The 24,011-nt window shown below is 65.7% G+C and carries 25 protein-coding genes; 11 read left to right on the top strand and 14 right to left on the bottom strand.

From position 1 onward, the window contains the following. Positions 1-73 precede the first annotated feature (73 nt). The 7 genes from JG743_RS03425 to JG743_RS03395 all read left to right on the top strand — a co-directional run bounded on the left by JG743_RS03425 (position 74) and on the right by JG743_RS03395 (position 7,845). Complete coding sequence (locus JG743_RS03425; protein WP_244673054.1) at positions 74-1,831, top strand: GtrA family protein; 1,758 nt, start codon at positions 74-76, stop codon at positions 1,829-1,831. Between the two features lie 101 nt (positions 1,832-1,932). Beyond that, a complete protein-coding gene (locus tag JG743_RS03420) occupies positions 1,933-3,282 on the top strand; it encodes a putative bifunctional diguanylate cyclase/phosphodiesterase (protein WP_202298355.1) in 1,350 nt (449 codons plus the stop codon). Positions 3,283-3,436: 154 nt separating this feature from the next. Then, positions 3,437-4,204, top strand: coding sequence for an SDR family NAD(P)-dependent oxidoreductase (locus JG743_RS03415; RefSeq protein WP_202298353.1), 768 nt, complete (start codon positions 3,437-3,439; stop codon positions 4,202-4,204). After that, on the top strand, positions 4,201-5,136 hold the full coding sequence (locus JG743_RS03410) for a 2-dehydro-3-deoxygalactonokinase (protein WP_202298351.1): 936 nt from the start codon (positions 4,201-4,203) through the stop codon (positions 5,134-5,136). The genes JG743_RS03415 and JG743_RS03410 overlap by 4 nt, the downstream gene beginning before the upstream one ends. Next, entirely contained in the window at positions 5,133-5,771 is a 639-nt protein-coding gene (locus JG743_RS03405; protein ID WP_202298349.1) for a 2-dehydro-3-deoxy-6-phosphogalactonate aldolase, read from the top strand. The genes JG743_RS03410 and JG743_RS03405 overlap by 4 nt, the downstream gene beginning before the upstream one ends. Next, positions 5,768-6,649, top strand: coding sequence for an SMP-30/gluconolactonase/LRE family protein (locus tag JG743_RS03400; RefSeq protein WP_202298347.1), 882 nt, complete (start codon positions 5,768-5,770; stop codon positions 6,647-6,649). The genes JG743_RS03405 and JG743_RS03400 overlap by 4 nt, the downstream gene beginning before the upstream one ends. Positions 6,650-6,786: 137 nt before the next feature. Next, positions 6,787-7,845, top strand: coding sequence for a D-alanine:D-lactate ligase-like protein (locus JG743_RS03395; RefSeq protein ID WP_202298345.1), 1,059 nt, complete (start codon positions 6,787-6,789; stop codon positions 7,843-7,845). A gap of 25 nt (positions 7,846-7,870) precedes the next feature. On the opposite strand, the gene JG743_RS03390 is transcribed toward JG743_RS03395, so the two are convergent. The 11 genes from JG743_RS03390 to JG743_RS03340 all read right to left on the bottom strand — a co-directional run bounded on the left by JG743_RS03390 (position 7,871) and on the right by JG743_RS03340 (position 19,046). Beyond that, positions 7,871-8,158 carry a DUF1330 domain-containing protein gene (locus tag JG743_RS03390; protein ID WP_202298343.1) on the bottom strand — a complete coding sequence of 96 codons (288 nt, stop codon included), beginning with the start codon at positions 8,156-8,158 and terminating at the stop codon, positions 7,871-7,873. A gap of 22 nt (positions 8,159-8,180) precedes the next feature. Then, complete coding sequence (gene pyrF, locus JG743_RS03385; protein WP_202298341.1) at positions 8,181-8,888, bottom strand: orotidine-5'-phosphate decarboxylase; 708 nt, start codon at positions 8,886-8,888, stop codon at positions 8,181-8,183. Beyond that, on the bottom strand, positions 8,885-9,481 hold the full coding sequence (locus tag JG743_RS03380) for an NADPH-dependent FMN reductase (RefSeq protein WP_202298339.1): 597 nt from the start codon (positions 9,479-9,481) through the stop codon (positions 8,885-8,887). The genes pyrF and JG743_RS03380 overlap by 4 nt, the downstream gene beginning before the upstream one ends. Before the next feature lie 80 nt (positions 9,482-9,561). Beyond that, positions 9,562-10,164: a phospholipid N-methyltransferase PmtA gene (pmtA, locus tag JG743_RS03375; RefSeq protein WP_202298337.1), complete on the bottom strand. Its 603-nt coding sequence runs from the start codon at positions 10,162-10,164 to the stop codon at positions 9,562-9,564. A 116-nt stretch (positions 10,165-10,280) separates the two neighbouring features. After that, positions 10,281-11,411 carry a molecular chaperone DnaJ gene (dnaJ, locus tag JG743_RS03370; protein ID WP_127285099.1) on the bottom strand — a complete coding sequence of 377 codons (1,131 nt, stop codon included), beginning with the start codon at positions 11,409-11,411 and terminating at the stop codon, positions 10,281-10,283. Between the two features lie 191 nt (positions 11,412-11,602). After that, positions 11,603-13,519, bottom strand: coding sequence for a molecular chaperone DnaK (dnaK, locus tag JG743_RS03365; RefSeq protein WP_202298335.1), 1,917 nt, complete (start codon positions 13,517-13,519; stop codon positions 11,603-11,605). Between the two features lie 288 nt (positions 13,520-13,807). Next, positions 13,808-14,602 carry an inositol monophosphatase family protein gene (locus tag JG743_RS03360; protein ID WP_202298324.1) on the bottom strand — a complete coding sequence of 265 codons (795 nt, stop codon included), beginning with the start codon at positions 14,600-14,602 and terminating at the stop codon, positions 13,808-13,810. An 81-nt stretch (positions 14,603-14,683) separates the two neighbouring features. After that, a complete protein-coding gene (locus tag JG743_RS03355) occupies positions 14,684-15,682 on the bottom strand; it encodes an LLM class flavin-dependent oxidoreductase (protein ID WP_202298322.1) in 999 nt (332 codons plus the stop codon). A 3-nt stretch (positions 15,683-15,685) separates the two neighbouring features. After that, positions 15,686-16,513: an arylamine N-acetyltransferase family protein gene (locus JG743_RS03350; protein WP_202298320.1), complete on the bottom strand. Its 828-nt coding sequence runs from the start codon at positions 16,511-16,513 to the stop codon at positions 15,686-15,688. Between the two features lie 181 nt (positions 16,514-16,694). After that, complete coding sequence (locus JG743_RS03345) at positions 16,695-17,867, bottom strand: AI-2E family transporter (protein ID WP_202298318.1); 1,173 nt, start codon at positions 17,865-17,867, stop codon at positions 16,695-16,697. A 123-nt stretch (positions 17,868-17,990) separates the two neighbouring features. Then, entirely contained in the window at positions 17,991-19,046 is a 1,056-nt protein-coding gene (locus tag JG743_RS03340) for an LLM class flavin-dependent oxidoreductase (protein WP_202298316.1), read from the bottom strand. Between the two features lie 236 nt (positions 19,047-19,282). Here JG743_RS03340 and JG743_RS03335 point away from each other — a divergent pair, with 236 nt between their 5' ends. Further along, positions 19,283-19,711, top strand: coding sequence for a DUF6481 family protein (locus tag JG743_RS03335; protein WP_202298314.1), 429 nt, complete (start codon positions 19,283-19,285; stop codon positions 19,709-19,711). A gap of 74 nt (positions 19,712-19,785) precedes the next feature. Here JG743_RS03335 and sugE read toward each other — a convergent pair whose 3' ends face one another. Together sugE and JG743_RS34540 are read right to left on the bottom strand one after the other, a co-directional pair. After that, positions 19,786-20,100 carry a quaternary ammonium compound efflux SMR transporter SugE gene (gene sugE, locus JG743_RS03330; RefSeq protein ID WP_202298312.1) on the bottom strand — a complete coding sequence of 105 codons (315 nt, stop codon included), beginning with the start codon at positions 20,098-20,100 and terminating at the stop codon, positions 19,786-19,788. Between the two features lie 227 nt (positions 20,101-20,327). After that, positions 20,328-20,453, bottom strand: coding sequence for a hypothetical protein (locus JG743_RS34540; RefSeq protein WP_006200611.1), 126 nt, complete (start codon positions 20,451-20,453; stop codon positions 20,328-20,330). A gap of 260 nt (positions 20,454-20,713) precedes the next feature. Between JG743_RS34540 and JG743_RS03325 the strand changes: the two genes are divergently transcribed. After that, positions 20,714-21,673 (top strand): cation diffusion facilitator family transporter, encoded by a 960-nt coding sequence (locus tag JG743_RS03325; protein WP_202298310.1) that lies wholly within the window; start codon positions 20,714-20,716, stop codon positions 21,671-21,673. 35 nt (positions 21,674-21,708) lie between these two features. After that, entirely contained in the window at positions 21,709-22,113 is a 405-nt protein-coding gene (locus tag JG743_RS03320; RefSeq protein ID WP_202298308.1) for a GFA family protein, read from the top strand. An 8-nt stretch (positions 22,114-22,121) separates the two neighbouring features. Here JG743_RS03320 and JG743_RS03315 read toward each other — a convergent pair whose 3' ends face one another. Then, on the bottom strand, positions 22,122-23,372 hold the full coding sequence (locus JG743_RS03315) for a DNA recombination protein RmuC (protein WP_202298300.1): 1,251 nt from the start codon (positions 23,370-23,372) through the stop codon (positions 22,122-22,124). Positions 23,373-23,475: 103 nt separating this feature from the next. Between JG743_RS03315 and def the strand changes: the two genes are divergently transcribed. Continuing rightward, entirely contained in the window at positions 23,476-24,006 is a 531-nt protein-coding gene (def, locus tag JG743_RS03310) for a peptide deformylase (RefSeq protein WP_202298298.1), read from the top strand. The last annotated feature ends 5 nt before the right edge of the window (positions 24,007-24,011 follow it).

Genomic DNA, 24,011 nt, shown 5'->3' with positions numbered 1-24,011 from the left:
GCCCGAAAGCCGATCCATGACCGCCGCCCATGCCGCGATTCCGTCCGGGAAACCCGCCCGAGCCTCCTGGCGAATGGACCTTCTGGCGGCGCTGCTCGCCACGCTGGTGGCGCTCCTGGTCAACGCCCATGCCGGGTTCCCGGAATTGACCAACAATGGCGGCGACAATGACAGCATGCTGCGCCTGGTCGAGGTCCGTGACCTGCTCGCCGGCCAGGGCTGGTTCGACCTGCATCAGTACAGGATGGGGCTGGAAGGCGGCTTCGTCATGCATTGGTCGCGGCTGGTCGACGCGCCGCTCGCCGCCATCATCCTCGCGGCCTCCGCGCTGACGGGCAGCATGGCCGCTGCCGAGAATGTCGCGCTGGTGGCGTGGCCGATGCTGCTCTTCGGCGCCGCCGTATTCTATCTCACCCGGGCCGCGCGCAGCTTCGGCGGCGAGCGGGCGGTATTGCCCGCGGTGGTCGTTGGCGCGGCGGCGCTTTATTTCATCGGCATTTTTTCACCGGGCGCCATCGATCATCACAATGTCCAGCTCACGCTGACCGTGGCAAGCCTCAGCCTGCTGCTCGAGGCACCGATGCGCCGGTCGGCGGCATTGTTCTCCGGCCTGTGCGCCGCCCTGACGCTTGCGGTCGGCATGGAAACCGCCCCCTATGTCGCGACCATCGGCGCCGTCGTCGCGCTGCTGTTTGTCGTCGACAGAAGCGGCGAAAGCCGGATCGCCAGGGATTTCGGCCTTGGCTTTGCCGGTGTTTCGGCTCTCGTCTTCATCACCACCATTCCGGCATCAGCCTGGGGCCAGGCGCAATGCGACGCCTTCTCGATCGTGCAATTCGCGGTCGCCGCGCTTGCCGGGGCCGGTCTTGCGGTGATCGCCTCGGTGGACGCCGCCGGCCGCACGCGTCTTCGGCGTATCGTATCGGTCGGCCTGCTCGCCGCGGCACTCGCCGCGGTCATCCTGGTGGTGTTTCCGCAGTGCCTGGCAGGCCCCTACGCCAATCTCGATCCACGCCTCAAGCAATTGTGGCTCGACCACGTCGACGAAGCTCAGTCGCTCTTCGTGCTTCTCGCCTACGACCCCGCCCGGGTGGCCGCTCGCTATGCAACACCGCTGATGGCTATCGTGCTCCTGGCCCTCCGCTGGCGCCAAGGCGGCTGGCGCCGGCAGGACAGCCTTGTCGGCGTGCTGCTCGTCGTGGCCTTCATCGTCAGCGCCTGGCAGGTGCGAGGCTCGACATTCTCGGTTGCCCTTGCCGTGATCCCGCTTTCGGCCTGGATCGCCAGATGGCGCGAGCGGGTTGAGGTCAGTCCTTCGCGAAGCACCTCGCTTCGCATGGCCGCGGCCTGGCTGCTGTCGGTGAATGCGCTCTGGGCCGGCACCGCCACAGCGATGTCGTCGGCCTTCGGGACCGGCAAGGCCATCGACGATGTCGCCGACACGAATTGCGAGAGCAAGGCTTCCTTTGCATCGCTCGCCCGGCTGCCCGGCACCACGGTGCTGGCGATCTCCAATCTGGGCTCGCCGATACTGGCCTATTCCGGGCACCGTGCGTTCGCCGGGCCTTACCATCGCAACATCGCCGGGAACCTGCTGGCGCTCGATGCTTTCCTGGGGTCGCCCGAGGCTGCGCGAAAGATCGTCGAAAGCCACCACGTCGGCCTGGTGGCCGTCTGCCGCGGCAGCAGCGAAAGCCAGCTTCTCGCCGAAACGGCGCCGAAGGGCCTTCTTGCCGGCCTGATGGACGGCGGCGTGCCGGAATGGCTGGAGCCGGTGGCGGAAACCCGCGGCGCTCCGATCGAAATCTACCGCGTCCGCCAGGGCGGCTGAGCAGGCCACTTCCGGCATACAGAAAATCGATTTCTCGATACGTTTCCTAAAGGGTTTCCTGCCAGTCTCCCCGCAAATACCGACGCGCAACAGGGACACCGATGCAAACGACGTTTGCCACCGGGCAGGCAGGCAGGGAAAACACGGATCTGGCCTTCACCGATCCGCTGACCGGGCTTGGCAATCACCGCCGCTTCTTCGACAAGGTCGACCGCCTGATCAGCGACCGTTCCGAGGACCCGGCGCCCTTCACCGTCGGCATCCTCGACCTCGACGGCTTCAAGCCGATCAACGACCTGTTCGGCCACAAGGCCGGCGACGACATCCTGATCCAGGTGGCGATGCGGCTGCGCGCCTCGATGGACGGCTATTCCACCGTTTGCCGCATCGGCGCCGACGAGTTTGCCTTCCTCTATCCGATGGTGTTCAGCGAGGAAGCAGCCTCCGAAAAGGCGCGCATGCTAATCGAGATCTTGTCGGCGCCCTATGACGTCGGCGAACGCACCGCCAGGCTGTCGGCCTCGGTCGGCTGCTCGCTGTTCTACTCCGGCGACGAGACCACCGACATCCTGCTCAACAAGGCCGAGACCGCGCTCTACCACGCCAAGCGTTCCGGCCGCGGCCGCGTCGTCGTCTACACGCGCGAGATGGAAGAGGCGGCCAAGCGCGTCACCCGCATCGAGCAGGCGCTGCGCCGCGCCGTCTCGGCCGGCGAGGTGGAGCCGCACTTCCAGCCTATCGTCGACTTGAACACCCGCCGCACCATCGGCTTCGAGACACTGGCGCGCTGGACCGACCGCGACCTCGGTTCCGTGCCGCCAAATGTGTTCATCCCGATCGCCGAGGAACGCGGCATCATCGGTCCGCTGTCGCAGCTGGTGCTGCGCAAGGCCGCCGAGGCAGCGCGCAGCTGGCCGAAGGACTTGTTCCTGTCCTTCAACCTGTCGCCGTCGCAGCTCGTCGACCAGAACACCGGCCTGCACATACTGGCGATCCTCGACCGCACCGGCTTCGATCCGCGCCGGCTGGAGATCGAGATCACCGAGACCGGCCTGATGAACGATCCGGCTTCGGCCGAGAAGATCGTCGCGGATCTGCGCCGCGTCGGCATCCGCGTCTCGCTCGACGATTTCGGCACCGGCCAGTCCTCGCTCGGGCGCCTGCGCGAATTCCATTTCGACAAGCTCAAAATCGACCGTGCCTTCGTCTCCTCGATCCTCGACGACCGCCCGTCCGAGCACATCATCCGCGCCATCCTCGCCATGTGCGAGGGGCTCGGCATGGATGTCGTGGCCGAAGGCATCGAGGAGGAGGCGCAGGCCGACCGCCTGGTCCAGTTCGGCTGCGCCGGCGGCCAGGGCTATCTGTTCGGCAAGCCGGTCGATGCCGACGCCACGCTCGGCTATCTGCGCGATTCCTATCGCGGCGCCCTCCACGCCAAGGCGATCTGACCGCTATTTCCCCGCCGCAATGGAGTTCGCCCTGGCCCAGTCAGGGCAAGACCCTCGTTTTTGTCAGACATAAGCGCCGAAAATCTGCTTTTCGCCCTTGCCCCTCGGACCTCCATGGCTAGGATGCGCGCCGGCTCGGTCAGGGAGAAACAACATGATGCCATCGGCGCGGTTTGCCGATCTTGAAGGCGCTTCGGTGCTGATCACCGGCGGCGGTTCCGGCATCGGCGCGGCGCTGACCGAGGGCTTTATGCGGCAAGGGGCGAAGGTCGCCTTCATCGACATCGCCGACCGTCCGAGCCTGGCCCTTGCTGATCGCATCGAGACGGAGCTTGGCCGGCGCCCGCTCTACCTGAAGACGGACCTGCGCGACATCGAGGCGCTACGCGCTTCCGCCGCCCGGGCCGCCGAAGCGCATGGCGACGTCACCGTGCTGGTCAACAATGCCGCGCTGGACGACCGCCACGCCGTCGAGGACGTCACGGTCGAGTTCTGGGACAACAACCTCGCCGTCAACCTGCGTCCGCATTTCTTCACCGCGCAGGCCGTGGCGCCGGGCATGAAGCGGGCCGGTGGCGGCTCGATCATCAATTTCACCTCGACCTCCTATCTCATCAACCACCCCGACATGCCGGCCTACACCGCCGCCAAGGCCGGCATTCTCGGCCTCACCAAGGGTCTCGCCGGCAAGCTCGGCGCCGACCGCATCCGCGTCAACGCGATTGCGCCGGGCTGGGTCATCACCGAACGCCAGAAGGAGCTCTGGGTCACCGAACAGGGGCTCGCCGCCCATGTCGCCAAGCAGTGCATCAAGGACGTCATGCAGCCCGAGGATATCGTCGGCACGGTGCTGTTCCTGGCCTCGGATGCCTCGCGCATGCTGACCGCGCAGATGCTGATCGTCGACGGGGGCTTCCTGTGAGCGCGGTCCCGGCGGTCGCGGCGGTCGACTGGGGCACGACCCGCATGCGGGTTTGGCTCATCGACCGGACGGGCAAGGTCCTTTCCGAGCGGCGCGGCGACGACGGGCTGATCACCGCGCAGCAGAAGGGCTTTTCCACCATCCTCGAAGGCCATCTCGCCGCCCTCGGCGCGCCTGAGACGCTGCCGGTCATCATCTGCGGCATGGCAGGTTCCCGCCAGGGTTGGCTGGAGGCACCCTATGTCACCGTGCCGTCGCCGATCGGCGCCATCCTCGCCGGCGCCGCCCGGGTTCCCGGCCAAAGCCGCGACATCCGCATCGTGCCGGGCCTTGCGCAGCGCCTGGCCGATGCGCCTGACGTGATGCGCGGCGAGGAGACTCAGCTTGCCGGCGCCGGCTTGCCGGCCAAGGGGCGCCATCTCGTCTGCATGCCCGGCACGCATTCGAAATGGGTGGCGGTCGAGGATGGCGCCGTTGCCGGTTTCGGCACATGGCCGACGGGAGAGCTGTTTTCGGTCATGGCCGCGCATTCGATCCTGCGCCATTCGCTGGGCGAGCATCCGGCAGCGGTGGCGGCGGACAACCCCTTCTTCCGCCAATGGTGCGAACGGGCGCTTGGCGAGGGTGGCGACGTCACCTCGAAACTGTTTGCCATCCGTGCCGCCGGCCTGCTGCAGGACCTGCAGTCGAACGATGCGGCGGCCTGCCTGTCCGGACTGCTGATCGGCGGCGAGATCGCCTCGGCGCAACGCCGCTATGGCGCCAGCGCGGCACCCGTCGCGCTGGTCGCCTCCGGCGCGTTGGCCGCGCTCTATGCCGCCGCGCTGGGTGTTGCCGGCCTTGCCTTCAGAACCGTTGACGCCGATGAAGCAGTGCGTGCCGGCCTCGTCGAGGCGGCACGCGAGAACGGCATGATTGGAGCCGCCGCGTGACCCAGACCGCACCGTTTCCGAAACTCAAGCGCGGCCTCGTCGCCATCCTGCGCGGGCTGAAACCCGGCGAGGCGGTGGCGATCGGCCAGGCTGTCTTCGACGCCGGCATCGAGGCGATCGAGGTGCCGCTCAATTCGCCCGACCCCTTCGTCTCCATCGCCAGCCTTGTCGAGGCATTGCCGAAGGCGCTCGTCGGCGCCGGCACCGTGCTGACGGCGGCCGATGTCGATGCCCTGCACGAGGCCGGCGGCCGGCTGCTGGTCAGCCCCAACATCGATGCCGCGGTCATGGACCGCGCCATGACCCACAACATGGTGACGATGCCTGGCGTGTTCACACCGACAGAGGCGTTCCTGGCGATAAGGCTCGGCGCCTCGGCGTTGAAATTCTTCCCTGCAAGCGTGCTTGGTGCCGGCGGCATTGCGGCCGTGCGCGCGGTGCTGCCCGCCGATGTCCTCATCGGCGCTGTCGGCGGTGTGTCCGAGAAAGATTTTGCCGGCTACAAATCGGCCGGCGTCAGTGTCTTCGGCCTCGGCTCCAGCCTGTTCAAGCCGGGCATGAGCGTCGAGGAGGTCGCGGCCCGCGCCCGCGCCGCGGCGATAGCCTGGGATGCTGCATTCGGGGGAGAGGCATGATGGATAACGGCGTTTCGGTTTTCTCGGACCGTATCTGCCAACTTGGCGAAGGGCCGAGCTACGACCCCGGCAGCGATGCCCTGTTCTGGTTCGACATCGTCAACGGCCTGCTTTTGGAGCAGGGCGTTGGCCCCGGCACGCTGAAGGTCCATGATCTCGGCCTGATGGCCAGCGCGCTCGCCGTCATCGATGACGCCCGCCAGCTGATCGCCACCGAGACCGGCCTTCACGTCCGCGACGTCGCGAGCGGCAAGCTGACGCTGCACACCGCGATCGAGGCCGACAACCCGCTGACGCGCTCCAACGATTCGCGCGTCCACCCCTGCGGCGCCTTCTGGGTCGGCACGATGGGCAAGGACGAGGGGAAGGGCGCCGGCTCGATCTACTGGTTCTACAAGGGTGAATTGCGCCGGCTGTTCTCGGACATCACCGTGTCGAACTCGATCTGCTTTTCCGAGGACGGAAAGATCGCCTACTACACCGACACTTCGACCGGCCTGCTGATGCGCGTCGCCTGCGATCCGTTAACCGGCCTGCCGACCGGCGAACAAAAAGTGTTCGTCGATCACCGTTCGTCCAAGGGCTATGTCGACGGCTCCGTCGTCGACCGCGACGGCGTGCTGTGGAACGCCGTCTGGGGCGGCAGCGCGGTCAAGGCCTATGCTCCCGACGGTACGCTGCTGCGCGAAATCCCGATGCCGGTGACGCAGCCCTCCTGCCCCGCCTTTGTCGGCGCGAAGGCTGACAGGCTGGCGGTGACCTCGGCGTGGAAGGGCAAGGACGACAAGCAGCGCAAGCTCGACCCGCAGGCCGGCATGACCTTCCTGCTCGATATTCCGGTCAGCGGCCGTTTCGAGCCGCGTGTGCTGATTGCCTGAGACGGCCGGGTCACCGGTTCGCTTTCGGGCTCGATCCAGTTCTGTCACGCAACCGCCTGCCTCGGTCGGTTTCGCGAAAGCCGATTGCGTCAGTCATGCGATGGTAGCGGCCTGACCGCCGGGAGCCTTTCCAATCGATGCCGCGCAACCAGCCGACGCTGATCCTCGTCCACGAACCGGAAAAAGCCTGTTTCGACCGGCTGGTTTCTGACGGCTACCCGGCCGAGCGCGCCACCGAAATATCGTCCTACCTGGCGCAGTCGACCGACCTTGCGGCGGAATTCGGCGTGCTGGCCGCCGCCTGCGAAGCGCGCGGCCTCGCCTTCGCGCCTGTCGAGCTGGATGATGCCGCGAGCACCCTGGCCGGCGCGGATCCAGCCACAACGCTGGTCTGGACCCTGACCGACGGCATCGCCTATTTTCGTGGCGGTGCGGCGCCCGCCCTGGCACGGCTCAATGGGCTGAAAACGATCGGCGCCGACGATTCCTTGTTCGCGCTCTGCCAGGACAAGTTCCGCTCCGGCGCCGTGCTCGGCGCGCTCGGTCTGCCGGCGCCGCAGGCCGGTCTGGCGCGGAACGGGGAATGGCTGGTCGAGCCGCCGGCCTCGCGCGCCGGCTGGTTCGTCAAGCCGAACCGCCTCGGCGCCAAGATCGGCATCTGGCCGGATTCGCGCGTGGCTGATCTCGGCCATGCGCTGGAGCTTAGCCGGCGCGTCTTCGCCCACTATCGTGACGACGTCGTCGTCCAGCCCTATGTCGGCGGCCGCAACGTGCGCGCCAGCTTCCTCGGCCTGAGGCCGGACACCGGCGTCGAGGCGCTCGGCATCGCCTTTGTCGACTCAGGCGGCGATTTCCAGACCATGGCCGACAGCCTGGCGCTCTATGGCGATACCGGCGGGGCCGCGAAGGCCGCCGGAACCTATGCCGAGCCGGTGCTCGAGCCCGTCGCCGCGAGCCAGCCGGCCGCCGATGCGACGATCCGCCGGATCGCCGGGCGGCTGATGGCCGGGCTCGGCTTGCGCGACGTCTTCTCCGTCGATCTCAGGGTCGAGGCCGACGACACCGTCCATCTCATCGAGTTCGAGGTCTGCCCCGGCCTGCCCTGCTTTGACTTCCGCGCCTATTGCCGCGCGCAATGGGGCCTCGGCCTCGCCGATGCGATGGCCGAGACGGCGGCGAACCGGCTTCAGCCATGATCCCGAAGAGCGGGAATCGGGGGGTCTAAACGCCCTCGACCAGCACGATCTCGCCGTCGGCCACCTTCTGGCGGATGGCCACCGCACGCTGATATTCCGGCGAATGGTAGCAATCATGCGCCGCGGCAAGTGACGGGAACTCGATGATGACGTTGCGCGCGCGGCCCGGCCCCTCGGCCTTCTCGTGCTCGCCGCCACGCGCCAGGAATTTCGCGCCGAACCGCTCGAAGGCCGGCTTCGCGGCGGCGACATAGTCTTTGTAGCCCTCGGCGTCGCGCACATCGACGCGGGCGACCCAGTATCCCTTTGCCATATTGTTTCTCCGAGTTTGGGACTTATGCGGACCGCATTTCGGCCAGGATGGCCTCGGCGGCAGCGCGCCTGTCGGCGGCGCCGACGATCGGGCGGCCAACGACCAGATGGCTGGAGCCGTTGCGGATCGCCTGTGCCGGCGTCACCACCCGCTTCTGGTCGCCATGGTCGCTGCCCTTGGGGCGTATTCCCGGCGTGACCACGGCCATGTTCGGTCCGACGATCCGGCGCACGGCTTCCGCCTCCTCGGCGGAGCAGACGACACCGCCCATCCCGGCATGCAGCGCCTGTTCGGAGCGCCTCAGCACCAGCGTATGCGGGTCATATTCGTAACCGGCGTCGATCATGTCCTGCTCGTCCATGGAGGTCAGCACGCTGACCGCGAGCAGGCAGAGATCGCTGCCCCGGGCCGCCTCGACAGCGGCCCGCATCGCCTTGGGGTAGGAGTGGATTGTCAGCATCGACATGCCCATCCTGACGATGTTCTCGACGCCCTTGGCCACCGTGTTGTCGATGTCGAGCAGCTTCATGTCGAGGAAGATCCTGGTGCCGCCGCTGGCAAGCTCGCGGGCGAAGTCGAGGCCGCCGGCGAAGGCCAGCTGATAGCCGATCTTGTAGAAGGACACGGTGCCGTCGAGCTCGCGCACCGCCTTCTCGGCCTCTTTCAGCGTCGGCACGTCGAGGCCGACGATCAGCCTGTCGCGCATCGTGTCGGCATGCTCCGGGATCATGCTTCGATCCGGCCGGACAGCATGCGCGAGGTTTCGATCAGTGTGCGGCATAGGCGCTCCATCGATTGGCGTAGTCGTTCGTCGCGGAAATGTCCATTCACGTCGAAGGCGTCGCTGGCGCCCGAGACCGAGCACTCCGGCGTGACCACCTCGACCTGGCAGCGCACCAGTACGGCGCGCAGATGATTGATGCAGCGGATGCCGGCGAACTTGCCGTCTGAGGAGGAGCAGAGGCCGGCGGGCTTGCCGGGAAACGGCCTGAACGAGCGGCCGCCGTCGCGGCGTATCCGGCTCACCCAGTCGATGCTGTTCTTGAGCAGAGGTGGTAGCGAGCCGTTATATTCCGGCGTCGCGATCAACAACCCGTCATGGCTGGCGATCAGCCGCCCGAGCCGCATGGCATTCTCGGGAATGCCTTTTTCCTTCTCCAGGTCCTCGTCCATGATCGGCAGCGGATAGTCGCCGAGCGAGATGCGGGTCACCTCGGCGCCCTGCATGGCAAGCTCCTTCTGTGCCACGTCCGCGGTCCTGCCGCTGAAGGCGCCCGACCGGATCGAGCCGGCGAAGACGAGGATTTTCGGGATCAAGGACATTGCTTCGCAAAGGGAGTAGGCAGTAGGGAATAGGCAGTAGGAGATGAGCGGTTCCGGACTATTCCCTACTGCCTACTCCCTTATCCCTCCCTTCGGTAGATCCACAGCTGCGTCGGCGGAATGTTGCGGATGATGAAGTCGAAATGCTTGACCGTATAGTCGCCGCGGCCGGGCGGAATCGGCGACAGCGGACCATAGGTCAGCTGCACGATCGGCCGGCCGGCCGGGATGCGGTCGAGCAGGCTTTCGATATAGGCGATGCGCTGGGCGACCGGGAAGTTGAGCAGCGGCACGCCGGAGACGACCGAATCGAACACCATGTCACGCTTGTCGCCGAGCGTGGCGTTGAGGTTGAAGGCGTCGCCCTCGATGACGTTGACGCCCGGATAGAGCTGGCGCAGGTGGCGCACGAAGTCCGTTGAATATTCGACCGCGTAGAGATTTTCCGGCTTCACGCCAAGCGCCAGGATGGCGCGGGTGATGACGCCGGTACCGGGGCCGACCTCGAGCACCGGCAGGCCAGATTTCGGGTTGACGATCGAGGCCATCTTGCGGGCGGTGATGGAGCTGGTCGGCACGATCGAGCCAACCGTCTTCGGCTTGTCGATCCAGCCCTTGAAGAACTTCAGCTCGTCGTCGAACTTCTCGGCCAGCGACTTGCGCAATCCGGGACCACGTGCCATTCGAGCTCTCCTCAACGCTCCCCGACCCGCTACTTAGCAGCTAGGTGGGACAAGGCAAGGCATCAATCTGGCATAAGGTGTTGATGACGCTCGGGAAGCGTTTCGCAACTCGTTGCCTAGCGATCGCCGAAGGATTCGAAAAAGTCCTTCATGCGGGCGAAGAAGCCGCTCGATTGAGGCGAATTGTCCTGCGAGGACAACTGCTCGAACTCTTCCAGCAGTTCGCGCTGGCGGCGCGACAGGTTCTGCGGCGTCTCGACCGCGGTCTGGATATAGAGGTCGCCGACATTGGGCTGGCGCAGCACCGGCATGCCCTTGCCCTTCAACCGGAACTGCCGCCCGTTCTGCGTGCCTTCCGGCACCTTCACCTTGGTCTGCGTGCCGTCCAGCGTCGTCACCTCGAACGAGCCGCCGAGGGCGGCTGTCGTCATCGAGATCGGCACCTTGCAGTAGAGATCGGCGCCGTCGCGCTGGAAGAATTCATGCGGCTTGACCGCAAGGAAAATGTAGAGGTCGCCCGACGGGCCGCCGCGCAGCCCGGCCTCGCCCTCATTGGCCAGCCGGATGCGGGTGCCGTCCTCTATGCCGGCCGGGATGTTGACCGACAGCGAACGCTCCTCGGTGACGCGGCCCTGGCCGGCGCATTTCGGGCAGGGGTCCTTGATCGTCTGGCCGCGGCCCTGGCACTGCGGGCAGGTGCGCTCGATCGAGAAGAAGCCTTGCGTGGCGCGCACCTTGCCGTGGCCGTTGCACATCGAGCAGGTGGCCGGCTGGGTGCCGGGCTTGGCGCCGCTGCCCGAACATTCGGAGCAGGAGATCGAGGCCGGCACGCGGATCTGCGCGGTCTTGCCGGAAAACGCCTCTTCCAGCGAAATCTCCATATTGTAGCGCAGGTCCGCGCCACGCTCGCGGCCGCCCGACGAGCGGCGCTGGCGCCCGCCCATCATGTCGCCGAAAATATCCTCGAAGATGTCGGCGAAGCCGCCGGCGCCGAAGCCCTGCGCGCCGCCATTCATGCCGCCATGCTCGAAGGCGGCGTGGCCGAAACGGTCATAGGCCGCGCGCTTCTGCGGGTCCTTCAGCGTCTCGTAAGCTTCGTTGATTTCCTTGAACTTGTGCTCGCAGGCATGATCGCCGGGGTTGCGGTCGGGATGGAACTGCATGGCGAGCTTGCGGAAAGCGCTCTTGAGCTCCTTCTCGTCGGCGCCCTTTTGCACGCCCAGCGTCTCGTAGAAATCAGCTTTCATTTTTTCCCGCAGTCCGGATGCTCAACGTCTTGATGCACTGTTTGCGTCGTTTGCCGGCACGTCGCTCCGATTTAGGTGCGATGGCGGCCGGATGCCAGTGCCGGCGCCGCATTACCCGCACTTTTTCATTGAGGGTTGCAAAAAAGCCCGGCTTTGCGCCGGGCTTTTCGCTTTATCTGCCGTCAGACGGCTCAGGCCGACTTCTTCTTGTCGTCGTCCTCGTCGATTTCCTCGAAGTCGGCATCGACCACGTCCGAATCCTTGGCGGCGTCCGCCTTGGCGTCGGCCTCGGCCGCTTCCTTCTGCGAGGCTTCGTACATGGCCTGGCCGAGCTTCATCGAAGCTTCGGCGAGCGCCTGCGTCTTGGCCTCGATCTCGGCCGCGTCGTCGCCCTCGGCGGCGGTCTTCAGCGCCGCGATCGCATCGGCAATCGCGGTGCGGTCGGCCTCGGAGACCTTGTCACCATACTCCTTCAGCGACTTCTCCGAGGAATGCACCAGGGCTTCGGCCTGGTTGCGGGCCTCGACCACGGCGCGACGCTTCTTGTCGGCCTCGGCATTGGACTCGGCGTCCTTGACCATCTTCTCGATGTCGGCGTCCGAAAGGCCGCCGGAAGCCTGGATGCGGATCTGGTGCTCCTTGCCGGTGCCCTTGTCCTTGGCCGAGACGTTGACGATGCCGTTGGCGTCGATGTCGAAGGTGACCTCGATCTGCGGCACGCCGCGCGGTGCCGGCGGAATGCCGACCAGGTCGAACTGGCCGAGTATCTTGTTGTCGGCCGCCATTTCGCGCTCGCCCTGGAAGACGCGGATGGTCACCGCCGACTGGCTGTCTTCTGCGGTCGAGAACACCTGGCTCTTCTTGGTCGGGATCGTCGTGTTGCGTTCGATCAGCCGGGTGAACACGCCACCCAGCGTCTCGATGCCGAGCGACAGCGGCGTCACGTCGAGCAGCAGCACGTCCTTGACGTCGCCCTGCAGCACGCCGGCCTGGATGGCGGCGCCGAGCGCCACGACTTCATCCGGGTTGACGCCCTTGTGCGGGTCCTTGCCGAAGAACTGCTTCACGATCTCCTGGATCTTAGGCATGCGGGTCATGCCGCCGACCAGCACCACCTCGTCGATCTCACCCGCCTTCAGGCCGGCGTCCTTGAGCGCCGCCTTGCAGGGGTCGATCGTGCGCTGGACGAGATCCTCGACCAGGCTTTCGAACTTCGCCCGGGTCAGCTTCAGCGTCAGGTGCTTCGGCCCGGTGGCATCGGCGGTGATGAAGGGCAGGTTGATCTCGGTCTGCGTCGTCGACGACAGCTCGATCTTGGCCTTCTCGGCCGCTTCCTTCAGGCGCTGCAGGGCGAGCTTGTCGGCCTTCAGGTCGATGCCCTGCTCCTTCTTGAACTCGGCCGCCAGGTACTCGACCAGGCGCATGTCGAAATCCTCGCCGCCGAGGAAGGTGTCGCCATTGGTCGACTTCACCTCGAAGACGCCGTCGCCGATCTCGAGCACGGAAATGTCGAAGGTGCCGCCGCCAAGGTCATAGACGGCGATGGTCTTGCCGTCCTTCTTGTCGAGGCCGTAGGCAAGGGCAGCGGCCGTCGGCTCGTTGATGATGCGCAGCACTTCGAGGCCGGCGATCTTGCCGGCATCCTTGGTCGCCTGGCGCTGGGCGTCGTTGAAATAGGCCGGAACGGTAATGACCGCCTTCTCGACTTTCTCGCCGAGATAGGCTTCCGCCGTTTCCTTCATCTTCTGCAGGATCATGGCCGAGATCTGGCTGGGCGACTGCTTCTTGCCGCCGGCCTCGACCCAGGCATCGCCATTGTCGCCCTTGACGATCTTGTAGGGGACAAGCTTCTTGTCCTTCTCCGTCACCGGATCGTCATAGCGGCGGCCGATCAGGCGCTTGACCGCGAAGATGGTGTTTTCAGGATTGGTGACCGCCTGGCGCTTGGCCGGCTGGCCGACGAGGCGTTCGCCGTCGCTCGAGATGGCGACGATCGAAGGGGTCGTGCGCGCGCCCTCCGCATTCTCGATAACCTTGGGCTCCTTGCCATCCATGATGGCGATACAGGAGTTGGTGGTTCCGAGGTCGATACCGATTACTTTTGCCATTGTTCTATTCTCTCCGCTAAGCAGGCTCTCAGGACCCTGATCAGGCGTTCCAACGAAAGCCCCTGTTCACAAGAAATCCCGTTCCGGCAACCGGCTTTCCGGCACCGAACGGCTTGGCGCGTATATAAGAACAGGCTGCACGGGGCGCAAGCATTCTGCTTAAGGCGTCCACGATCCCGTCTCGCTACCGGGAAAATGCCTAAATCACGCATATCGCAGCCGATTTGCCGCCCGGCATTGCCTGATTTGCACAATCCGCCGCTGGCAAAAACGTCGCAGCCGCCTTAATCAGCGCCCGAACGCCTCCTGGGAGAGCGCTCGCAGCTTCGGGAAGATCGCCTTTCCGCCGGCGATCACCAGCGTTCCTTGGCTGATGACGGTTTTCGGATCCGGCTTCAGCACCGTGCCTCCGGCTTCCTCGACAAGCAGCATGCCGGCCAGACAATCCCAGGCGTTCATGTGCTCCTCGATATAGCCGAGCAGCCGGCCGGACGCGGCATAGGCGAGCATCAGCGCGCCGGACGCGTTGCGGTAGAAGACACCACCCTCCGCCATGATCTGCCGGACGAGCACGGCGACATGCTCGGTATTGGCCCGGTTGGACAGCCCGGTTCCCACCGATCCTTCCGTGAGGCTCGCAGCATCGCTCGCCTTGATCGGCCGGCCATTGACGAAGGCGCCGCCGCCGCGATGGCCGTGGAAGGTCTCGCCGGTCGAGGGCTCGTGGATCACGCCGACCACCGTCTCGCCATCGCGGGCGCAGGCGACCACGACGCACCAGGCCGGAATGCCGCGCACGAAATTGGCGGTGCCGTCGATCGGGTCGATCACCCAGACATGGCCTGTCGTTCCGGCAACCGGCGCATGTTCCTCGCCGACGATGCCGTCGCGCGGATAGGCGTCGGCAATGGCCGCGCGGATGAACAGCTCGACCTCGCGGTCGCCGTCCGAGACCAGGTCCTGATGGCCCTTGCTCTCGATGGTCAAGTTTTCGAGGTCGCGGAAATATCTTAGGCCGAGCTCGCCGGCGCGCCTCGCTAGGTCCATGGCAAAGCGCGTTCGCGCGTCGAGGTCATTTGTCACAGGCGGGGCTCGCGGTCGGAAAGGGTATCCGCCCTTAGCAAAGGCCGGCGCCTTGCAAAAGCGGCAAAGTGCCGAGCCGCCTCAGGCCGCCTGCGACAGCGACTTGTGGACGTCGGCGAGGACCTCGAACGAGCGCACCCTGGCCGCATGGTCAAAGATCTGCGCCGTCACCATCAGCTCGTCGGCGCCGGTGCGGCGCACGAAGGCATCGATGCCGAGCCTCACCGTCTCCGGTGACCCGACGACGGCGCAGGACAGCGCCTGGCCCAGCATGGTCTTCGCCATCGGGTCCAGCGTCTGTTCGTAGCCCTCGACCGGTGGCGGCAACCGGCCGGGCCGGCCGGTGCGCAGATTGACGAAGGCCTGCTGCAGCGAGGTGAACAAAAGCCGCGCCTCGGCGTCGGTCGGAGCGGCGAAGACGTTGAGGCCAAGCATCACATAGGGTCTGTCGAGCTCGGCCGATGGCTGGAAGCGCGAGCGGTAGACCTCCAGCGCATGGTCGAGCTCTGCCGGCGCGAAATGCGAGGCGAAGGCGTAGGGAAGGCCAAGCAATGCGGCGAGCTGCGCGCCGTAGAGGCTGGAGCCGAGGATCCAGACCGGCACCTTCTGGCCTTCGCCGGGCACGGCGCGGATGCGCTGGCCCTCCTCGGCCGGCTGGAAATAGCCCATCAGCTCGACGACGTCCTGCGGGAAGTTATCGCTGGCTTCGAGATTGCGGCGCAGCGCCCTGGCGGTCATCATGTCGGTGCCCGGCGCGCGCCCGAGCCCGAGGTCGATGCGGCCAGGAAACAGCGCCGCCAGCGTGCCGAACTGCTCGGCGATGACCAGCGGCGCATGGTTGGGCAGCATGATGCCGCCGGCGCCGACGCGGATCGTTTTGGTGCCGCCGGCGACATGGGCGATGACCACCGACGTCGCGGCACTTGCGATGCCCGGCATGTTGTGGTGCTCGGCCAGCCAGTAGCGCCGATAGCCGAGGCGCTCGGCATGGCGGGCGAGGTCGAGCGAATTCGCCAGCGAGCGCGAGGCATCGCTGCCTTCGGCGATTGGCGACAGGTCGAGGACGGAAAGGGTGCTCATGCCTCAGCTCTCCACGATGTTCTTGTCCCGCAGCCTGGCCTCGAAGGCCGGCCGGTCCGGGATGACGATGTCGATCTGCTTTTCCAGCACGTCGGCGAGTTCCGCTGCCGTTACGATCTCCCGCTGCTCGGTGCGGCCGCCGAGATGATGTGTCGACAGCCGGTTGTTGCGCAGCGCGTAGCGCCGGTCGGGCAGAGCGCGTGCCGCGATCACCGAGGACAGGAAATGCGAGCTCGGATGCGTCGACAGGAAGTGGCTGCTGACCGCATAGTCGACCTCGTAGGCCCGCTGCATGTCGAAGCGGTAGACACTGCGCCAGGCGCCACCGATCTCCGCCTGCAGGCGAAAATGATCGTCCGTCTCGACGAGGCGGAAGGTTTCATGCGGGGTTTGCTGCTCCAGCCCGGCTTCGAGCAGCAGCGGCGCCGTCAGCGTCAGCCCGCCGAAGCCGACATCGGCCAGATGGGTGCGGCCGTCGAGCTCGACGCGCAGCAGCATGTGGCTGCGCGCGGTGATGGCGTCGTCGGGCTGGCCCCACAGGACGCGCGCGGCAAGGCCGCTCACCGCGAAGCCGAGCGCCGTCAGCGCATGCATGAAGATCAGATTGTGCTCGTAGCAATAGCCGCCGCGGCCGCGCGCGAACACCTTGTCCTGCAGCGAAGCGGGATCGAGCTTGACCGGATGGCCGAGGAACGGATCGAGGTTCTCGAACGGGATCGCTTGCGGATGCTGCCGGTGCAGCGCCTGCAGCGTCGCCAGCGACACCTCGGTCGGACCGCGATAGCCGATACGGGCGAAATAGGCGTCGAGGTCGAAGGAGGCGTCGGTCATGAAAGGAGGTCCGGCTTGACCGGTTCGATATAGGCACTCCGTCCGGACCGACAAAGGGAAGCGGCAAACAATTGTCGCGGACAGCAATTCCAGGAAAAGTGTGTACGGTTTTCCGTACCGGAATTGCGGCAAAGCAAAAAGATAGAGCGGTCTTGCCGTTTCCATGAAACGGCGAACCGCTCTATGCGCCGGCCTTGCCGTTCTCGCCGGCCGTATCCTCCTCGACCACGACGCTGTGCTGTGCAGCCAGGAAATTGCCGACATGGCTCAGCCCGTCGAAATGGTCGCAGAACACTTTGATGACGACCAGCAGCGGCACCGCCATCAACGCGCCGACGAAGCCCCACAGCCACGACCAGAAGGCGATGGCGATGAAGATCGCCACCGCGTTGATCTCCAGCCGCCGGCCGACCACCATCGGCGTCACGAACTGGCCTTCGACGATGTCGCACAGCAGCACGAAGGCGGGCGCCAGCAGCGCAAAGGAGAACGAGTCGAAGCTGATCAGCGCGATCACCGTGACCAGCAGGATCGTCATCAGCGCCCCTACATAGGGCAGGAAGTTGAGCAGGGCCGCGGCCGCCCCCCAGACCAGCGGATTGGGCATGCCGAGCCCCCACAGGCCAAGGCCGATCACGGTGCCGAGGCCGGCATTGATGACGGCGACGGTGAGCAGATAGTGCGAGATCTCGCGCTCGACGTCGTAGACGACGCGCAAGGCCCGCTTCTTCTCGCTGAGGCTGGTGAAGGACTGGATGATCTTCTCGTAGAACATCGTGCCCGAGGCGAGCAGGAACAGCGACAGTACGAAGACGATGGTGATGCCGGTGCCTGCCGACAAGACGTTGCCGGCGGCGGAAGACAAGATGCCGGACTGCGCCAGCACGACCTTCTGCACGTCGGGCTCCTGCGAGGTCTCGGTCAGCCCTTCCAGCTGGTGCGAGATCTGCATGATCTTCTCGAACGGCTGCCTGAGCTGTGCCATGCGCTCGGTCAGCTGCAGGCCGATCGAGGGGGCGTTGTTGATGAGGTCGATGACCGGGCCGCTGAGCAGGTAGCCGGCGCCGGCGACGAAAATCACCGACATGAGCACCAGCAGCGTTGCCGACAGCGCATCGGGCACGCCACGCTGGCGCAGGAAGCGCACGATCGGCGTTAGCGTCAGCGCCAGCAGGAAGGCGAGGATCACCGGCATGAAGAAGGCGCGGCCGAAATAGAGCGCGTAGACGGTCATCAGGATGAAGATGCCGATGAGCAGGGATCGCATCAGATGCGTATCCGCGCGCGCGGCCTCGCGCGGGTCCGGGCTCCCTGCGGCACCGGCGCCACCCGAAGCGGTCGGTTCGGCCTTCATCGCTTCCCTCGGGCACACCGCGACACGCGGCTTCCCCGCGAAAACGTCCTCGTGGCTGCAAGGTTCCGTTAGCCGGCAATGACCCTTGGCCCGGATGGGATCAGGTCACGCGGGCCGCCCCGATCAGGCAACAGGTTCGGCGGGCGCGGCCTTCGCGGTCTCCTTGCGGACGATCGGCGCCACCCTGGTGCCGTAGAGCTCGATCGCCTTCATGATCTTGGCGTGTGGCATGGTGCCGATCGCCATCTGCAGCAGGAAGCGGTCATTGTTGAAGATCCGGTGCTGGGCGACGATCTTCTCCGCCACCTGCTCCGGGCTGCCGACGAACAACGCCCCGTTCGGCCCGCGCGACTGGTCGAAATGCGCCCGCGAGGTCGGACCCCAGCCGCGCTCGCGGCCGATGCGGTTCATCACCTCGGCTTGCGGCGCGTAGAAGTCGTCCGCCGCCTGCTCGGTCGTCTCGGCGATGAAGCCGTGCACGTTGAGGCTGGTGGCGAGGCTCGCCGGATCGTTGCCGGCCCGTCTCGCGGCCTCGCGGTAGATCTCGAACAGCGGCGCGAAGCGCGCCGGCTCGCCGCCGATGATGGCGAGCGCCAGCGGCAGGCCGAGCGCGCCCGCGCGGGCGGCGGACTGCGGCGTGCCACCAATGGCGATCCAGACCGGCAGCTTCTCCTGGTACGGGCGCGGATAGACGCCGCGGCCATTGATCGGCGCGCGCAGCTTGCCCGACCATGTCACCTTGATGTCGTCGCGGATGGCGAGCAGCAGGTCGAGCTTCTCGGCGAACAGCTCGTCATAGTCTTCGAGGTTGTAGCCGAACAGCGGGAAGGATTCGATGAAGGACCCGCGTCCGGCCATGATTTCGGCGCGGCCGCCGGACAGGAGGTCGAGCGTCGCGAACTGCTGGAAAACGCGCACCGGGTCATCGGAGGAGAGCACGGTCACCGCGCTGGTCAGCTTGATGCGCCTGGTGCGCTCGGCCGCCGCTGCCAGCGCCACCACCGGCGCCGAGGCGGCGTAATCGGGGCGGTGGTGCTCGCCCAGTCCGAACACGTCCAGGCCGACCTGGTCGGCCAGCTCGATCTCCTCGATCAGGTTGCGCAGCCGCTCATGCGGGCCGATCGCGCCTGGCCCCGGTTCCGGGCTGACGTCCGCGAAAGTGTAGAGACCGAGTTCCATGCCATGCCATCCTGGTGTCTTGTTTCGATGTTTGTTGTCGCGCTGGAGATAGCGACCCGCCCGCCGTGCCACCAGAGGCCCGGACTGTGAACACTGCATGTCGGTTTTCGCGCGGGATTGTGACGTCTCCCAGTTGCAACAGCTCAGAATTTCATGGCTGGCATACCGTTTTGGCGCTTGAACTATCGGTTTTCACGCGTATGTAAGCGTCGCGAATTGACTTCAGGGAAGTGGACTTGGCTATCTACAGGGAAAAAGACATTTTCGAGCGGCGCAATGCCGCGAACGAGGCAAAGAGGGCGCTTCTGGAGCGCTTCAAGTCAAAGCCGGCGGCGGATGATCCTGCAGTGCTGGCACGACAGGCCGAACGCAAGGCGATCCTCGAGGCGCGTGCGATCCGCGAGGCCGAAAAGGCCAAGCTGAAGCAGGAAAAGCTGGCGCGCGAGGCGGCTGAGAAGGCCGAACGCGAAGCGGCTGCCGAAGCCGCCCGCATTGCCGCCGAAGAGGCGGCCGCGGCTGAGGCCAAGATCCGGGACGCCGAAGAGAACGAGCGCATTTCTCGTTTGCTTGCCGACGAGGCCGAACGCAAGGCCAAGCGCGATGCGCGCTATGCCGCGCGCAAGGCGCGTGTCGGCAGGACGCCTCCGGGCTTCTCGGCCCGCTAGCAGCGGTTTCGTTCGAAAAAAAGGTTCAGGGTCGCCAGCGGCGGCCCCGAACGCGTTTGTCTCGCGGCGCAACGTCAGGCCACCAGCTTCAACCCGACGATGCCGCAGACGATCAGCGCGATGCAGCCGAGCCGGACAGCAGTCGCCGGCTCGCCCAGCAGCCAGATGCCGAGCAGCGCGGTGCCGACCGTGCCGATGCCGGTCCACACCGCATAGGCGGTGCCGACCGGAAGCGTCTTCAGGGCCAGGCCGAGCAGGCCAAGGCTGACGATCATCGAGGCGATGGTCAGGACCGTCGGCACCAGTTTCGAGAAGCCGTCGGTGTATTTGAGGCCGATCGCCCAGCCGATTTCGAACAGGCCGGCGAAAAACAGATAGATCCACGACATCGGGAACGCTCCATTTGCTGCATGCCGCCCAAGGCGCGCAGCGGTCTTGCAAAACCGGCGCACGGAGCAGCACTGGAAGCACGGGTCGTCCCGGCTGGGTTTTGGGAGAAGCGAGGTCGTCCTCGCCATGCCGATATAGGCAGTCCTGGGCCCCAATCAACAAAACACCGGCAGCATGGGTCATGCCGCCGGTTGAAAAATCCGCGCCGAGACGGATCAGCCGAGGCCTACTTTTCCTTGAGCCTCATCGCCTTGACCGGCGGCGCCTTGAGGGCCGGGGCCGCGGCGGGCTTCTTCGCGTCCTTCTTCGGCTTGCGGGCTTCCTTGCCCGCCTTCATCGCACCTTTAGCCATGATTCGCTCCTCCGATTGTGGGCACCGAAGTGAAACAAGAGAAAGGCCCGACTGCAAGAGGGCATTAGCGGGCGCTCGCTGCGTTCGGGCCCTGTCAACCGCTTTTCACCGGTGAATCGCCTGTGGAGCTTGGCCGCCCGGAAATTAAAGCGTGTCGCGACGAAACGGAATCAGGCGACGCGCTTTAAGTCTTTGTCTTGATGCGCGCTCTTTTGGGCGACATGCATTAAGCTCGGGGCATCCAACCGGGACGGCGGGGCATGGCTGGGCATGGCGGATCGAAGAAGGTCATCTACGCGGCGCTCGCCGGCAATCTGGCGATCGCGCTGACCAAATTCGCCGCCGCGGCCTTCACCGGCAGTTCGGCGATGCTGTCGGAAGGCGTGCATTCGCTGGTCGACACCGGCAATGGCGGCCTGCTGCTCTACGGCATGCATCGCGCTGCCCGTCCCGCCGACCGCAGCCATCCGCTCGGCCATGGCCGCGAGCTCTATTTCTGGAGCTTCATCGTCGCCCTGCTGGTCTTCGCGCTTGGCGCCGGCGTGTCGTTCTATGAGGGCGTGGTGCACATCATGGCGCCGGAGCCGGTGCCCAATGCCATGGTGAACTATGTCGTGCTCGGCCTTTCCTTCCTCTTCGAAGGCAGTTCCTGGCACGTCGCGCTCAAGGAATTCCGCCGCGAGAAGGGCCGGCTGGGCTGGTTCGAGGCGGTACGGCTCAGCAAGGATCCGAGCGTCTATACGGTGCTGTTCGAGGACAGCGCGGCGCTGCTCGGCCTGATCGTCGCCTTTGCCGGCATATTGGCGGCGGAGATTTTCGCCATGCCGGAGCTCGACGGCGCCGCCTCGATCGGCATCGCGCTGATCCTCGGCTCGACCGCGGTCTTCCTGGCGCGCGAAAGCAAGGGCCTGTTGCTCGGTGAGCCGGCAGCGCCCGAAGTGCAGAAGAAGGTGCTGGCGATCGCCCAGGAGGATCCGGCGGTGCAGCGGGCGAACGGCATTTTGAGCGTCCACATCGGCCCCGAGGAGATCGTCGCCGGCTTGAGCATCGAATTCGAGGACCATCTGACGGCGCCCGAGATCGAGGCCTGCGTCGAGCGGCTGGAGGCGCGGCTGAAGCAGGAGATGCCGGAAATCGCGCGGCTGTTCGTCAAGCCGCAGGCCACTGGCACATGGGAGCGGCGCCGCAAGGCCATGGCCGAGGCGTCGGAAGGGAACTAGGTTTGGCAAGGATGAATTCTTGAGGAGGAAGGCTGATGAAGATCGACGGCGGGTGCCATTGCGGCGCCATCACCTATGAGGCGGAAGTCGATCCGGAAAAGACCGCGATCTGCCATTGCACGGACTGCCAGCGACTCACCGGCACGGCCTTCCGCGTGACGGTTCCGGCACCGGAAAGCAACTACAAGATCATCAGCGGCACACCGAAGGTCTATATCAAGACCGGATCCTCTGGCGCCAAGCGCGCCCAGGGCTTTTGGGGAGATTGCGGCTCCCATCTCTATGCCACATCGGTGGGCGACGAGCCGAAGGTCTACGGCATCAGGGTCGGCACGTCGCGCCAGCGCGAGCAACTGGTTCCGAGAAAGCAGGTTTGGCACCGCTCCGCATTGCACTGGTTGCCGGAATTCGAGGGCAAGACGACCATCGAGGAGCAGTAGGGCCCGCCTCAGTCGCCGTCCTCGACCACGCGCAACCTGAGCTGCCCCGTCTTCGAGTCCGCGACCCTCGCGCCCGCCTCGACCTTGATGGCGTTGCCGCGCGCCTCGGCTTCCGCTTCGCCGAACTCCAGCGCCTCGATCTTCTGGCCGCGCTTGGTCACTTTCGTTGTCGATACCAGGATGTCATCGATGTCCTTGGCCGACTGGGTAAAATGCGTCTGCAGCCGGCGCACCCGCTCGTCGACGCGCGCGACATCCTCCATCAGCCGGATCACCTCGCCCTGGATCAGATGCGCCTGCTCGCGCATGCGGGCATCCTTGAGGATTGCCTGGATGACCTGGATCGACAGCATCAGCAGTGACGGCGAGACGATGATGACACGGGCACGGTGCGCCTTCTGCACCACCGCCTCGAAATTCTCGTGGATCTCGGCGAACACCGATTCCGACGGCACGAACATGAAGGCGGTGTCCTGCGTCTCGCCCTGGATCAGGTATTTGTCGGCGATATCGCGAACATGGATTTCGATGTCGCGGCGGAAGGCTTGCGCGGCGACCTTCTGAAGGTCGGCGCCGTCGGCGGCGCGGATGGCGTTCCAGGCCTCCAGCGGGAACTTGGCGTCGATGGCCAGCGATGGCGAACCGTTCGGCATCCTTACCAGGCAGTCCGGCCGGCTGCCATTCGACAAGGTCGCCTGGAATTCATAGGCGCCGTGCGGCAGTCCGTCGGCGACGATCGCCTCCATGCGCGACTGGCCGAAGGCGCCGCGCGTCTGCTTGTTGGACAGGATCGCCTGCAACTGCACCACCTGGCCGGCCAGCGACTGGATGTTGCCTTGCGCCGTGTCGATGACTGCCAGCCGCTCCTGCAGCTTGGCCAGGCTCTCATGCGTCGATTTGGTCTGCTCGGTCATGGTCTGGCCGATTCGGCCGGTCATGGCGTCGAGACGCTGGCCGATCGATTGCGTCAGTTCCGCCTGCCTTGCCCCGAACACCTCGGCGATGGCGCCCATGCGGCCCTGCATCTCGGCCTGGCTTTGCAGGATGCCGGCCATCCGCGCCTCGGCGTCGCGGGCGTGGTCGGCGGCCTCGGCGGCGGCGATGGTGCGCGCCCTGGCCGACCGCCACAGTGCCATGACCAGCGCCAGGAACAGGCCGAGGAACAGAATGGCGCCGAAGGCCAGCACATGGCCAAGCGTGATCGTGCTGGCGCCGAGCCGGGCGACAGGTTCCGAAAGGATGGTGCTCAGGTCGTTCATGCCGGCAGCATAGATGATTCGGCCTGCCGGCACAGATCAAAACGTGAACGGCCCTCGATCGCCCCGGTTGACGCTTTTCCTGTGACGTCTTAGGTGAGACGCCATGTCGATCAAGCCGCTCATCATTCTGCCCGATCCCGTCCTGCGCCAGGTGTCCAAACCGGTCGAGCGCGTCGACGCGCCCTTGCGCAAGCTGGCCGGCGACATGCTGGACACCATGTATGACGCGCCAGGCATCGGCCTCGCGGCGATCCAGATCGGCGAGCCGCTGCGCATGCTGGTCATCGACCTCGCCAAGGAAGACGAGACGCCGGCGCCGCATGTCTTCATCAACCCGGAAATCCTCGAAAGCTCCGATCATCGCTCCGTCTATGAGGAAGGTTGCCTGTCGATCCCGGATTATTACGCCGAGGTCGAGCGACCCGCGGCGGTGCGCGTGAAATATCTCGACCGCGACGGCAAGCTGCAGGAGATGCAGGCCGAGGGGTTGATGGCGACCTGCCTGCAGCACGAGATCGATCATCTCAACGGCGTGCTGTTCATCGACCACATCTCGAAGCTGAAGCGCGACATGGTGGTCAAGAAGTTCAAGAAGCTCGCCAAGGACAAGGCGCCGGGCAAGCTGGTGGGCTAGGGGTC

The sequence above is a fragment of the Mesorhizobium sp. 131-2-1 genome, assembly GCF_016756535.1.
Classification (GTDB): Bacteria; Pseudomonadota; Alphaproteobacteria; order Rhizobiales; family Rhizobiaceae; genus Mesorhizobium.
The sequence above is the reverse complement of the archived record's forward strand: the minus strand, read 5'-3'. Positions and strand labels throughout refer to the sequence as shown.